We start from the raw sequence: 13,312 nt of genomic DNA on the forward strand, positions 1-13,312 counted from the left end.
GAGATCGCTCATGTCACCGCTCCTTTTCGGAACCGTGAATCACGCTGCGCCATAGAAATCAATGCATCCTGAGCCTAATCGTCAGGCAGGTCAGGAAGATCGCAAAATGCGCATCGTTACGGGCGGTTCACGCAATCAGCCAAGAACGCCAATGCCGCGGAGCGGCTTAGTCCAACCGCCCATCTAAGCCAGAACGACCAACACTATACCTTCAGCCCTGGCCAACTGACTTCATCGTAGAACCACCGGAAGGTCAGCACGTTCGTGTGGCCGACCACCAAGAGGGCGGCGCATGCAGTCCGCCCTATCCTTTGAAGATGGCCTGTCCGGTCTCTGGACTGCTCAGGTGTGTTCGTTTCAGGTTTCGTTAGGTTCAAAACCCGTGGGACACCAATATTCTAAGGCATTGATCCTATTGAAGGCCTTGAGCATACTCGTGGTACACCTCACCCCTTAAAAACAAGACGATTTCCATTGGATTTGAGACCCCTACGGGCTGTCACCTTTGCCCAAACATCGTCATTGCGCCGAACGGCTTTCACGCAGTTTCTCGCAATTTGTGCCCCGTGGCGCCAAACAAACCATGCCGACGTCTTCGGCCTCGGACCGCCCTCCTCTCTCCTCGCCCGCCAACCGAACCGAAAGGCACCGGCCCCGCCAAAGGCAGGACCGGTGCGCAGTCTCATTCGTAGGCGCCTGCGGAATAGGTGAGCTCGTAGCTGTGGCTGTAAAGCTCGAAGACGATGCCGAACGGGTCTTCGACATAGACCATGCGGTAGGGCTTCTTGCCGGGGTAGTACTCGCGGACCGGCATCCGTTGCCGCCCGCCGGCCGCGACGATCCGCGCGAGCAGCCCTTCGACATCCGGGTCCTGCACCGCGAAATGGAAGGTGCCGTGACGCTTGTGTTCGAGCTTTTCCTCGGGGGCGTAGTTGCCGGGGAATTCGAAAAGCTCGATGCCGATGCCGTCGGCGGTCGACAGATGCGCGATCCGCAGACAGCCCCAGCCGGGGCCGAAGACGTCGGTGCACATCTGGCCGATGGCGCTGTCGTCCTCGACCGCCTCTGACGAGCCCATCACGACGTAGAAGCCGAGCACGTCGGAGTAGAAGGCCACAGCCGCCTCGAGGTCGGGGACCGACAGGCCGATGTGGGAAAAGGTGCGCGGGGTCTGGGTCATCTCATGTCTCCTGTGAAGGTTTGATGAGAGGGATATGGACCCGGCAGGCCGTTCTGTGAAATTATCAATCGAGATAAAATTCCAAACGAATCGTTATCAAAGATGCTGAACGCGACCTGGCTCGAGACCTTCACCACCCTCTGCGAGGTCGGGCATTTCACCCGCGCGGCCGAGCGGTTGAACATGACCCAACCGGGCGTGAGCCAGCATCTGAGGAAGCTCGAGCAGCAGATCGGCCAGCCGCTGATCAGCCGGCAGGGCAAGAGCTTCACGCTCACGCCGGCGGGCGAGGAGCTGTTTGCGCTGGGCCTGTCCCGCAGGGCCGAAGAGCGGCGCCTGCGCGACGCGATCGAGGTTGATGACCGGGATGCGGGATCGGTGCAGATCGCCTGTTCGGGCAGCTTCGCCATGCTGCTCTATCCCAAGCTGCTGCCCTGGATGCACGCGGCGCCGCGGCTTGCCCTGCATCTCGAGGCGGCACCGCAGGCAAAGATTCTGGCGGGGCTGATCGAAGGGCGCTTCGATCTCGGCGTACTAGGGGCGGACCCCGGTCATGCGCGGCTCGACGCCCGGCTGCTGGGGCGCGAGGAGCTGTGCCTGGTGCTGCCGGCCGGGGCGGCCGATGCCCCCGTCACTTTTGCCGAGCTCGAGGCGCGGGGCTTCATCGCGCATCCCGACGGCTACGGCTACGCCGATGACCTGCTCAGGATCAACTTCCCCGAGGACTACCCCGGCGCCGACCGGATACGCATTCGCGGCACCGTCAACCAGATCGGGCAGATCCCGGCGCCGGTTGCGCAGGGGATCGGCTACACGCTTCTGCCGCGCAGCGGGGTCGAGGCCTTTGCCGGCAAGGCCGATCTCTCGGTCGCGCGCCTCGCCCATCGTCGCTGGCACGAGCTCTGGCTGGTCACCCGGCGCGGCCGCGCGCTGTCGGCGCGCCTGCGTCATGCTGCTGACCTGATTGCCGGGGCGACGCGGCAGCTTGGGCAGGGCTGAGAGCGGCTCAGGCTGCGGTAGACCGTCGCACCTTTAGCTTGTAGCCTGCGCTCAGGTTCAAGGCCGGGACGATTGCGCCGACGCAGGTCTCACAATGATTGAACCATCTCAAACGCAACGGGAGGCAGATAGATGAAACTGGTGATCGGGCTGGATGGCCACACCTCGGGAGAACACGCCCTGGCCTTTGCCAGGGACCTCGCGACCAGGACCACGGGCTGCGAATTGATCGTGGTCTACGTGATCGAGTGGTCGCCGTTCTCGTTCCACTCGGCAGAGGAGAACGCGCAGCGGCACAAACGGCGGGAAGAAGAGATCTCGCTTGCGATGGAGCGGGTGGTCAACCCGGCAGTTCAAGGGCTGACCGAGGCCGGGCTGACGGCACGTGCGATCGTGCGGCATGGCGACGTGGCCGATACCATCGACAGCATCGCGCACAAGGAAGGCGCGAGCCAGATCATCGTCGGACGCAGCAGCGCCGGCGGGGTGACCACGCGACTGTTCGGCAGCTCGACTGCCAACCTCGTGATGGATGCCCGCGTCCCTGTCACCGTCGTCCCTTAAGGAATGTTCGCAATGCAGAAACTTTTCTCACTGATCTTTTCGCTGACGGCCTGTCTCGCCCTTGCCCTGCCGGCGCAGGCGCAGGAGTCGCCGATGACACTCGATGCCCGCGTGAACGAGGCTTTCGCCGCGTTCACCGGCCCCTTTGTCAGCTTCATCTTCGCGCCGATCCCCGGCACGTCGTTTCCCTGGATCGTCATGTGGCTGGTGATCGGCGCCACGGTCTTCACCATCTATTTCGCGGCGGTGCAGTTCCGCTTCTTCGGCCATGCCATCAGCCTGGTCAAAGGCGACTATTCCGATCCCGATGACGCGGGCGAGGTCAGCCACTTCCAGGCGCTGGCGACCGCGCTGTCGGGCACCGTCGGTCTCGGCAACATTGCCGGCGTCGCCGTGGCCGTGGGCATCGGCGGGCCCGGCGCGACCTTCTGGATGATCCTTGCCGGTCTTCTGGGGATGGCGTCGAAGTTCACCGAATGCACGCTCGGCGTGAAATACCGCAACGAATACGCCGATGGCACGGTCTCTGGCGGCCCGATGTACTATATCTCCAAGGGCTTTACCGAGCTGGGCCTGCCGGGGGGCAAGATCCTTGCGGTGCTGTTCTCGGTCTTCTGCATCCTCGGCGCGCTGGGTGGCGGCAACATGTTCCAGGCCAACCAGGCGCATGCGCAGATCACCCAGATCACCGGCGAATATCCCGGCTGGATCACCGGGCTGTTGTTCGCGGCCGTGGTCTTTGCGGTGATCGTCGGCGGCATCAAGTCGATCGCCCGGGTCACCGAAAAGGTCGTGCCCTTCATGGGCATCCTCTACGTCGGCGCGGCGCTGGTGGTTCTGGCTGTCAACTACGACATGATCGGCTGGGCCTTTGGCCAGATCTTCGCCGGGGCCTTTACCGGGCTGGGCGTGGCGGGCGGCTTTGTCGGCGCGCTGATCCAGGGCTTCAAGCGGGCGGCGTTTTCCAACGAGGCCGGCGTCGGATCGGCGGCCATCGCCCACTCGGCGGTGCGCACCAAGGAGCCGATCACCGAGGGTTTCGTCTCGCTGCTGGAGCCGCTGATCGACACCGTGGTGATCTGCACGATGACCGCACTGGTGATCATCATCTCGCAGCAGCTGATCCTCGACGAGGCGACCGGCAGATACCTGCTCGACGAGGCCGGCAGCGCCATTGCGACGGTTGACGGCAACACCGGGGTTGCGCTGACCTCGGCGGCCTTCGGCTCGGCGATCAGCTGGTTCCCCTATGTCCTGGCGGTTGCGGTGATCCTCTTTGCCTTCTCGACGATGATCTCCTGGTCCTACTATGGGCTCAAGGCCTGGACCTACCTGTTCGGCGAAGGCAAGACGACCGAGCTGGTGTTCAAGCTGATCTTCTGCGCCTTCGTGGTGATCGGCGCGGCGGCCAACCTCGGCCCGGTGATCGACTTCTCTGACGCGGCGATCTTTGCCATGGCGGTGGTCAACATCTTCTGCCTCTACTTCCTGATGAAAGTGGTGCGGAAGGAGCTGAACTCCTACAGCCGCCGTCTGAAGTCGGGCGAGATCAGGAAGTTCTCGGCCTGAGGCCGGAACACATCTGACATGGAAAGGGCCGCTTCACGGAGCGGCCCTTTTTCTGTGCCTCAGGACGCGCTGCCCAGCAGGTCGCGGGCGATGCGTTCGAAGATGGCGCTGCCCACCGGGATCAAGTCATCGGGGAAATCATAGTCCGGGTTGTGCAGCGCGGCGTAGTCCTCGCCCGGCCCGAGACAGAGCATCGCCGCCCTTGCGTTCCAGCCGAAGACACCGAAATCCTCCGAGGCGCGCATCGGAACGCCGGCATCGCCATAAGGCACGTTCAGCGCCTCCATCGCGGCTGCGGCAACCTCATAGGCCTCGGGGTGGTTGATCGAGGCGGCGAAATGATCGCAGACCTGGAAGCTCACGCCAAGCCCGGCCTCTTCGGCCAGCGAGGTGGCCAAGGCGCGCGCCTGCGTTTCAAGCGCCTCCATCCCGGCATCGCCTGAGGTGCGCAGTGTGGCATAGACCTCGCCCTCGCCCGGGGCCACGCCGAAGGACGGCTCGCCGATCCGCACATGGGTGATGGTGACCAGCCGGAAATCGTCGTCCAGTTCACCGCCCTGCCCCGGCGCCTCGAGCGCCGGGATGAGCGCGGCTATGGTGCGGGCCGGCGAGAGACCGTCCTCAGGATCTGCGGCATGGGCGGTCTTGCCGGAAAAAGTCATCCCCAACCCCAGCGAGGCGCAGTTGATCAGGCCGGGACAGGTCGAGACATAGCCGAAGGGCCGCCCCGGCTCGATATGGATGGCAAAGGCCCAGTCGGGCTGGATCCCGGCGAACGCCGGATCGGCCACCACCGCCTTGGCGCCGCTGCCGTCTTCCTCGGCGGGCTGGAACATCAGCACCACGCGTCCCTTGGCCACCGGCCGGCGCGAGATCATCCGCCCCAGCGCCAGCAGCATGGTCATGTGACCGTCATGACCGCAGACATGGCTCTTGCCGGGATGCTGCGAGACCCAGTCGATGTCGTTGCGCTCGGCGATCGGCAGCGCGTCCAGCTCGGCGCGGAACAGCACCGTCGGGCCCGGGGTGCCGCTGTCAAAGACCGCCGCCACGCCATGGCCGCCGAGGCCGGTCAGGATGCGGCTGGGGTTCAACGCCCCGAGCGCGCTGGCGATGGTCCTCGCGGTTTCGACCTCTTCGCCGGAGAGCTCCGGCTTGCGGTGAAGCTCGCGGCGAAACGCGGTGAGTTCGGTCACGTCGAGATTTGTCAGCATGCTCCCTGCACCCCTGCCCTGCCTGGTGTTTCGGACCGAAGGTAAATCAGACAAGGGCGCCAGAGCCAAGCGGCCTGCGCCCCTGTGCCGGGACCGCTAGAGCCTGACCTCCGGCGCCGATGCGCCGCTTGGCGCGGGCTCACTGTCGAGAAGCTGCTGCGCCTCGGCCAGTGCGCTGGCCAGCAGCTGCCTGCCCTCGGCGGCCAGTTGCCGCGCCTTCTGGCGGCGGGCGGGATGGGCGAAACCGCTGACGGCGTTGGATTGCGCAATCAGTTGCTCGGCCTCGGCAAGCTGGCTGATCAGCGCGGCACCGGCCGCGCCATGCAGTTCCAGCCGCCTGAGAAGCTCAGGCGTCACGGGGGTTACGAGTTGGGCCATCTGGTTCCTTTCTGACGAGGGGTTCGGCCCGCAGCACGGGTGGCCTGTATCGCTGCCGGGCGCATAAAAGACCGCCTCTCACCTACGCCCAAGAGACAAGCGCAGAAAAGCGAATTAAACTACCCTTTCATCGCAGAATTACTCATGGATACATCACCGTGGACATTGCCCTCATCCGAACCTTCCTCGAAGTCGCGGCCACCGGGTCCTTCGTGAATGCCAGCGAACGGCTGTTCGTCACCCAGTCGGCGGTCAGCCTGCGGGTGGCACGGCTGGAGGCCGATCTGGGCAAGCCGCTCTTTACCCGCTCCAAAGCCGGGGCCGAACTGACGGCGGCAGGGCGGGAATTCGAGCGCTACGCCCTGTCGCTCATCAAGATCTGGGAAGAGGCCCGCCAGCAGATCGGCGTGCCCGAGGGCTATACCAAGTCGCTCAGCATCGGCGCGCAATATTCGCTCTGGCCGCGGCTGGGGTTTCGCTGGATCGACCTGATGCAGAGCCGGATGCCGACGCTCAACATCCGCGCCGAGCTGGGCATGCCGGAGCGTCTGACCCGATTCCTTATCGAGGGCATCGTGCAGATCGGGCTGATCTACACGCCGCAGCTGCGGCCCGGGCTGATCGCGTCGAAGGTGCTGGACGAAGAGCTGGTGCTGGCGGCGTCCTGGGATGCGAGCCTGGACGAGATCGGCGATGCCTATCTCTTTGTCGACTGGGGGCCGGAGTTCGTGCATGCCCATGCGCTGGAGCTGCCGAACCTCACCAACCCCGGGCTCACCATGTCGCTGGGCGCCATGGTCGCCGATTACGTGGTGTCGCGCCGCGCCGCCGCCTATCTGCCGGCGCGCTACATCAAGCGCTATCTCGACGCGGGCGAATTGTTCCTCGTGCCGGATGCCCCGGTCTTCCCCTATCCGGTCTGGTCGATCTGGCGCGAAGACCTTGATCCGGACGTCAGAGAGGTGGCCGAGGCCACGCTTGTGACTATTCAGTCACAGATCGACGAGGATCAATCGGCGGTCATCGCCGAGCTGGCCGAGATCAGCACCGGCGAAACCGTTGAAACGCTTGGATCTTCTGAAGATCCCGCCTGACATGAGCAGTACTCACTCCATCGACGATTATAATTAATTTTTCTTGGGTCATAATCCCCTCTATCTCCAGTCACAGCAGGAATGCTCCCGCCCACTTCGGGCCGGGTCACACCTCATCTGGGAAGGATAGACCCATGAAAACACGCAATGCTCTGACCGCTTCGGTTCTGGCGCTTCTGATCGCATCGCCCGTCTTCGCACAGGGTGCCCTTGTCGGCGTCGATGCGCTGGACGACCGGATCGACGACATTCAGGAAGACGTCTCCGACGACCTGTCGAACGCCAATGTCCGTGACCGCATGAGCAACCAGTACGCTCAAGGCTGGACCGGCAGCTTCGCTCTGGGCTTCTCGGCCACCTCGGGCAACACCGACACCACCGATCTCGATATGGCCGGTCGTTTCCGCTACGGCTCGGGCCCCTGGAACCACACCATCGGTTTCGCGGCCGAGTTTGCCGAAGACAACGACGTGCGCAACAAGGAAGAATACTACGCGACCTATGACGCAAACCGGTACCTGACCGAGAACTTCTACGTCTTCGGCCTGGCCTCGGCCCGCTACGACAACTTCGATGCGAACAAGATCGACGGCTTCCTCGGCTTCGGCCCGGGTTACCGCGTGATCAACCAGCCGAACCAGACCTGGCGCATCCAGGCCGGCCCCGGCATCCGCTACATCGAAGAGCAGTCGGGTGACAACGAGACCGAAGTCGCCGGCATCACCTCGTCGCGTTACTTCTACGGTCTGACCGACACCGTCTCTGTCTCGATGGACACCGACGTGATCTTCTCGAAAGAGGACACCGTCGTGTCGAACGACCTCGGCGCCAACTTCAAGGTGTCGAACAACCTCTCGACCCGCGTGTCCTATCGCACCGAGTGGGACAGCGACCCGCAAGCCGGCTTCGAGAAGTCCGACAACACGCTCGGCGTGTCGCTGGTCTACGGCTTCTGACGATCTGCCTTTTCCCTCATCACCTTGGGGGCGGTCTTTCCGCCCCCTTTTAGGTCGTGTCTCAGAAGTGGTGGAAATTCGAGGGTGGCGTAATTTCCGGGTGAACTGACACCCACCCAACCGGCGGCTGCAACCGCCAGGGAGATCACGCCATGAACCAGATTACCGACACCGCGAGCTCCGCGCTACTGGCCGGAGAGGCCGCGTTCGACCCGATTGAGGAGCGGCTTCGTGCAACGTGCGCGCGACCATCGAAGCTTTATTTGAAGAGGAACTGGACAGCTTTCTCGGTCGGCTTCGCTACCCTCGCTCTCGATCGACAGCATCGTCGCAGTCCTTCCAGCCGCCATCTCATTCACCTTGCTGGGCGCCATCGAGTCGCTTCTGTCCGCCGTCGTCGCTGACGGCATGACCGGCCGCCGACACCGCTCGAATTGCGAACTGGTGGCACAGGGGGTGGCCAATGTCGGATCGTCGCTCTTTGGCGGCTTTTGCGTGACCGGCACCATCGCGCGCACCGCGACCAATGTGCGGGCCGGTGCGCATGGCCCGGTTGCGGGGATGCTGCACGCCGCGTTTCTGCTTTTGTTCATGCTCTTCGCCGCCCCACTCGCGTCCTACATCCCGCTGGCGGCACTCGCAGGCGTTCTGGCCGTCGTGGCATGGAACATGATCGAGAAACCGGCCATCGCCATCCTCCTTCGCTCGGGCTGGGGCGAGGCGACGGTGTTGGGCGCCACGTTCTTCCTGACCATCTTCCGCGATCTGACCGAGGCCATCGTCGTGGGCTTCGCACTCGGGTCGGTCCTGTTCATTCACCGCATGAGCCGGACAACCGATGTTGCAACCGACAAGGCCTTTGTCGGTCGCGACGAGGCCGACACCGCCCATCCGCGGGGCGAATACCATGAACAGCAGGCCGCCGACCCGGACGTGATCATCTACCGGATCACCGGCGTGCTGTTCTTCGGCGCCACGGCCTCGATCGGCTCTGTGCTCGACCGCATCCATGACACCCACAAGGCGCTGATCGTCGATTTCACCTCTGTCCCCTTCCTCGATTCCACCGGTGCCAACATGATCGAGGGTCTGGCTCACAAGGCGCAGACGCAGGGTGTCGCGCTCTGGCTCACAGGGGCGACCCGCGACACGCAGCGAATATTCACAACCCACGGCTTGCAGCCGCCGGTGGTCCACCATGCCGCCACGGTCGACGAGGCTCTGGCACCGCTGCGGGACCGCGTTACCTATGAACAAAAGGCCGTCTGAGGTGCAGACCCAGCATCAAGGAGGGTGCTTCATGAGTGACGCGATGATCCCGACCCCGGTGGCCCGAAGGGCGCGGCGGGTGCTGGAGCGGGTCTGTGACGAAGAGCTGCGCCTGAGCACGGCAGAAAGCTGCACCGGCGGGCTGGTCGCCGCGCTTTTCACCGATATCGAGGGCTGCTCGCATGCCTTCGAGCGGGGCCTTGTGGTCTACAGCGCCGAAGCCAAGCACGAGATGCTGGGGGTGCCGGCGGAGGTGCTCGACACATGCCGCGCAGTGTCAAGAGAGGCCGCGGTGGCAATGGCCGAGGGGGCGCTCGCGCGCTCCCAGGCCGATCTGGCGGTCTCGGTCACCGGCTTCGCCGGGCCGGCGGGGGACGAGGGCACCGAAGGCCATGTGCATTTCGCCCTCGCCCGCAGTGGCGTGGCGACCGAGCACAGGGAAGAGGCCTTCGGCGCCATCGGCCGCGATGCGATCCGGCACAGATGCCTTGAAACCGTGTTGGAAATGCTCGAAAGCTCTTTCCCATGACCCAAGACAACGCCGCCGCCTTTGCCGCCTTTCACCGCCACGGTTTCATCCGTGTGGCCACCTGCACACCGCGGGTCAGGCCCGCCGATGTCGCCTTCAACTGCGAGAGCGTGATCGAGGAGGCCCGCGCCGCCGACCGCGCCCGCGCCGACCTGCTGGTCTGCCCCGAGCTGTGCCTGTCGTCATACGCCATCGACGACCTGCACATGCAGGAGGCGCTGCTGGCCGAGGTCGAGGCGGCGGTGGCCCGGGTGACCGAGGCGAGCGCGGAGCTGAGCCCGGTGATCCTGGTCGGTGCGCCGCTGCGCCACGAGGCGCGGCTCTACAATTGCGCGGTGGTGATTTCGCGCGGCAAGGTGCTGGGGGTGGTGCCGAAGTCCTATCTGCCGAATTACCGCGAGTTCTATGAAAAGCGCTGGTTTGCCCATGGCCGGGGCATCCGTGGCGAGATCACCGTCGCTGGCGCGCGCGTGCCCTTTGGCGACGACCTGATCTTCGAGGCAAGCGACCTGCCCGGGTTGATCTTTCACGCCGAGATTTGCGAAGACCTCTGGACGCCCGCCCCGCCCTCGTCGAATGCCGCCATGGCCGGGGCGCTGATCCTCGCCAACCTCTCGGCGTCGAACATCGTGATCGGCAAGTCGACCGACCGGCACTCGCTCTGCCAGTCGCAGTCGATGCGCGGCTTTGCGGCCTATGTCTATTCCGCCGCCGGCCCGGGCGAGAGCACCACAGACCTGGCCTGGGACGGTCAGGGGATGATCTACGAGCTGGGCGATCTGCTGGCCGAATCCACCCGCTTTCCGACCGAGCCCGAGCTGACGCTGGCCGATGTCGACGCTGGCCGCATCCGGTCCGAGCGGATGCGCACCGGCAGCTTCAACGACGCTGCCCGCCACCATGCGCCGGAGTTCCGCCAGATCCGCTTCGACCACCTACCTCATCACGAAAACGCCGGGTTGATCAGGCCCTTGCGGCGCTTTCCTTATGTGCCCAACCGGGAAAGCCATCTCGATCAGGATTGCTACGAGGCCTTCAATATCCAGGTCGAAGGCCTGCGCCGCCGCTTCGAGGCCACCCATGGCAAGACCATGGTGATCGGCATCTCCGGCGGGCTCGATTCCACCCATGCGCTGATCGTTGCGGCCAAGGCCTGCGACCGCATGGGCCTGCCGCGCGAGCGGATCCTGGCCTTTACCATGCCGGGCTTCGCCACCTCGGATCACACCAAGGACAACGCCTGGAAGCTGATGCGCGCCATGGGGGTCTCGGCTGACGAGATCGACATTCGCCCCGCCGCCCGGCAGATGCTGTCCGACATGGGCCACCCGTTTTCCGACGGTGAGCCGGTCTATGATATCACTTTCGAAAACGTTCAGGCGGGGCTGCGCACCGATTACCTGTTTCGGCTGGCCAACCAGCGGCAGGGGTTTGTCATCGGCACCGGCGACCTGAGCGAGCTGGCGCTGGGTTGGTGCACCTATGGCGTCGGCGACCAGATGAGCCATTACGCGGTCAACGCCGGCGTTCCCAAGACGCTGATCCAATACCTGATCCGCTGGACCACCCGCACCGGCCAGTTCGATGCCGAGACCGACCGGGTGCTGGAGGCGATCCTCGAGACCGAGATTTCGCCGGAACTGGTGCCCGCCGGCGAGGACGAGGAAATCCAGAGCACGGAGTCGATGATCGGGCCTTACGAGTTGAACGATTTCTTCCTCTATCACACCATGCGTTACGGGCATGCGCCGTCGAAGGTGGCCTTCCTCGCCTGGCACGCCTGGCATGACGTCTCCGAGGGGCGCTGGCCCGAAGGTTTCCCCGAGGCCAAGCGCAATGCCTATGACCTCGAGACCATCCGACATTGGCTGGAGAAGTTCCTGTTCCGCTTCTTCGCCACCAGCCAGTTCAAGCGCTCGGCCCTGCCCAACGGCCCCAAGGTCAGCCCCGGCGGCGCGCTTAGCCCGCGCGGTGACTGGCGCGCGCCGTCAGACAGCGTGGCGACGCCCTGGCTTAAAGAACTGCGGGACAATGTGCCGGAGACCTGGCCGGAGATCTGAGGCTTCCCGCCAGAGCATAGCGTCGTGCGCATCACTGGCGGCCCGGCGTCACCGCCGAGACGCAGCGTTCTTTCCGTGTCAGCCACGGTGACCAGCCATTGCCCCTGCCCCGCGCCGGGCTACCTGCGGTGAGTTGATCTCATCAGGATATGCCAGTGGAACACGTTTCAATCGACCTTTGGGCCGCCAATCTCGAGCCCGGGGTGCCCGACCTGCAGACCTGGCTTGCCCAGTTGGACGCCCGCGCGGCGCAGACCGCCGCCCTTGGTGCGCAGATGCTGGTGCTGCCCGAGTTTGCCTGCGCGCAATGGCTGACATTCGCGCCCTTGGACATGCCCAAGGAAAACACCCTCGGCTGGCTTTACGAGTGCGGCGAGCACGCGCTGGATGCCATTGCCGAGATGACCACGCGGCATGGCATTTCGATCCTGCCCGGCACCATCCCCTTTGCCGCCGGCAACAAGGACGGCGTGCCGACCTATCTCAACCGCGCCTGGCTGCTGACGCCGGACGGCGCGCGCCACAGCCAGGACAAGCTCAGCCTCACACCGCTCGAGGCCCAGGGCGCCGGCGGTGTCACCGTGCATGGCGACAGCATCAACGTGATCGAATGGAACGGGCTGCGGCTGGCGATGATCATCTGCCTCGACAGCGAGTTCACCGACCTCTGGTCGCGGCTGGGGGCGCTTGATCTCGACGTGATCATTGTTCCGGCCAAGACTGACATGATCACCGGCTACAACCGCGTCTTCGGCTGCGCCCGCGCCCGCGCGATCGAGCTGCAGACCGTGGTCTGCGTGCTGGGTGCGGTCGGTGTGCCCTTTGGCCAGCCCGTGACCGATACCGGCGTCGGCGGGGCGAGCGTCTTTCTGCCCTGCGACGTGAATGTCTCGCTCGATGGCTGCCACGCAACGCTGGCGCCGCAGACGGCGGCGATGATGACCGACCACGTGCTGATGGCCGCTGACATCCCCGTTGGTGCCGTCCGCCGGCTGCGCAACGGCCATGCCGAGGCCGAGGTCTGCCCGGCGCAATGGGATGCCGGGCATCTCACGGTCAACGACCCGGCCTGAGCGCTCAGCTGCTGCGGAAGACATGCACCGCACAGGGCGCGTGTCGCACCACCCGCGCGGCGGTCGAGCCAAGCAGGAAGTCGCTGAAATCCGGCTTGTGAGAGCCGATGACGATGCAGTCGATGGCATGTTCGTCGGCATAGTCGATCAGCGTCCGATAAGTATGGCCGCGCACGATCTTGGCGCTGATGCCCTCGATATGCGCGGTCTTCTCGACCAGCAGCCGCCGCGCCCTCTCGAAGCCTTCGCGCACCGCGTTCTCGCCGAGATAGGCGCTGACCGACGAAGGCGGCGCCTCGAAAACGTGGATCGCCACGATCTCGGCACCCGGGTTGCACAGCGCCTGGGCGATTTCGAGCATCTGCGGCGAGATGCCGTGATCGAGCGCCATGGCCACGAGGATCTTGTAGTACATCGAACTCTCCTT

12 protein-coding genes and 2 pseudogenes are annotated in these 13,312 nt (G+C 64.6%); 10 read left to right on the forward strand and 4 right to left on the reverse strand.

Annotated elements, in window-relative coordinates; translation table 11 throughout:
* Nucleotides 1-682 precede the first annotated feature (682 nt).
* On the reverse strand, nt 683-1,180 hold the full coding sequence (locus ACN0SE_RS14470) for a lactoylglutathione lyase family protein (RefSeq protein WP_417525242.1): 498 nt from the start codon (nt 1,178-1,180) through the stop codon (nt 683-685).
* Nucleotides 1,181-1,282: 102 nt separating this feature from the next.
* Here ACN0SE_RS14470 and ACN0SE_RS14475 point away from each other — a divergent pair, with 102 nt between their 5' ends.
* From ACN0SE_RS14475 to ACN0SE_RS14485, 3 genes are all read left to right on the forward strand, one after another.
* Entirely contained in the window at nt 1,283-2,179 is an 897-nt protein-coding gene (locus ACN0SE_RS14475; RefSeq protein ID WP_417525243.1) for a LysR family transcriptional regulator, read from the forward strand.
* 132 nt (nt 2,180-2,311) lie between these two features.
* The gene (locus tag ACN0SE_RS14480) at nt 2,312-2,743 is read left to right on the forward strand and encodes a universal stress protein (RefSeq protein ID WP_417525244.1); all 432 of its coding nucleotides are present in this window, start codon (nt 2,312-2,314) and stop codon (nt 2,741-2,743) included.
* Between the two features lie 12 nt (nt 2,744-2,755).
* Nucleotides 2,756-4,312 carry an alanine/glycine:cation symporter family protein gene (locus tag ACN0SE_RS14485; RefSeq protein WP_417525245.1) on the forward strand — a complete coding sequence of 519 codons (1,557 nt, stop codon included), beginning with the start codon at nt 2,756-2,758 and terminating at the stop codon, nt 4,310-4,312.
* Between the two features lie 59 nt (nt 4,313-4,371).
* Here ACN0SE_RS14485 and ACN0SE_RS14490 read toward each other — a convergent pair whose 3' ends face one another.
* Nucleotides 4,372-5,526, reverse strand: a complete 1,155-nt coding sequence (locus tag ACN0SE_RS14490; protein ID WP_417525246.1) for an amidohydrolase — start codon at nt 5,524-5,526, stop codon at nt 4,372-4,374.
* 96 nt (nt 5,527-5,622) lie between these two features.
* A complete protein-coding gene (locus ACN0SE_RS14495) occupies nt 5,623-5,904 on the reverse strand; it encodes a hypothetical protein (RefSeq protein ID WP_417525247.1) in 282 nt (93 codons plus the stop codon).
* Between the two features lie 158 nt (nt 5,905-6,062).
* Here ACN0SE_RS14495 and ACN0SE_RS14500 point away from each other — a divergent pair, with 158 nt between their 5' ends.
* From ACN0SE_RS14500 to ACN0SE_RS14530, 7 genes and pseudogenes are all read left to right on the forward strand, one after another.
* Complete coding sequence (locus ACN0SE_RS14500; RefSeq protein ID WP_417525248.1) at nt 6,063-6,998, forward strand: LysR family transcriptional regulator; 936 nt, start codon at nt 6,063-6,065, stop codon at nt 6,996-6,998.
* Between the two features lie 134 nt (nt 6,999-7,132).
* Nucleotides 7,133-7,954, forward strand: a complete 822-nt coding sequence (locus tag ACN0SE_RS14505; protein WP_417525249.1) for a DUF481 domain-containing protein — start codon at nt 7,133-7,135, stop codon at nt 7,952-7,954.
* 152 nt (nt 7,955-8,106) lie between these two features.
* Nucleotides 8,107-8,279 (forward strand): annotated as a pseudogene (locus ACN0SE_RS14510) (IS256 family transposase); the annotation flags it as partial.
* Nucleotides 8,252-9,223: pseudogene (locus ACN0SE_RS14515) on the forward strand (SulP family inorganic anion transporter); the annotation flags it as partial. The pseudogenes ACN0SE_RS14510 and ACN0SE_RS14515, both read left to right, overlap by 28 nt.
* Nucleotides 9,224-9,254: 31 nt before the next feature.
* Nucleotides 9,255-9,752: a CinA family protein gene (locus tag ACN0SE_RS14520; protein ID WP_417525250.1), complete on the forward strand. Its 498-nt coding sequence runs from the start codon at nt 9,255-9,257 to the stop codon at nt 9,750-9,752.
* Nucleotides 9,749-11,812: an NAD(+) synthase gene (locus tag ACN0SE_RS14525; protein ID WP_417525251.1), complete on the forward strand. Its 2,064-nt coding sequence runs from the start codon at nt 9,749-9,751 to the stop codon at nt 11,810-11,812. Before ACN0SE_RS14520 ends, ACN0SE_RS14525 begins: the two co-directional genes overlap by 4 nt.
* A gap of 155 nt (nt 11,813-11,967) precedes the next feature.
* Nucleotides 11,968-12,885: a nitrilase-related carbon-nitrogen hydrolase gene (locus ACN0SE_RS14530; RefSeq protein ID WP_417525252.1), complete on the forward strand. Its 918-nt coding sequence runs from the start codon at nt 11,968-11,970 to the stop codon at nt 12,883-12,885.
* 4 nt (nt 12,886-12,889) lie between these two features.
* On the opposite strand, the gene ACN0SE_RS14535 is transcribed toward ACN0SE_RS14530, so the two are convergent.
* Entirely contained in the window at nt 12,890-13,300 is a 411-nt protein-coding gene (locus ACN0SE_RS14535; RefSeq protein WP_417525253.1) for a universal stress protein, read from the reverse strand.
* Nucleotides 13,301-13,312: the final 12 nt, after the last annotated feature.

This window comes from Marinovum sp. (assembly GCF_048263515.1).
In the GTDB taxonomy this organism is placed as follows: Bacteria; Pseudomonadota; Alphaproteobacteria; order Rhodobacterales; family Rhodobacteraceae; genus Marinovum.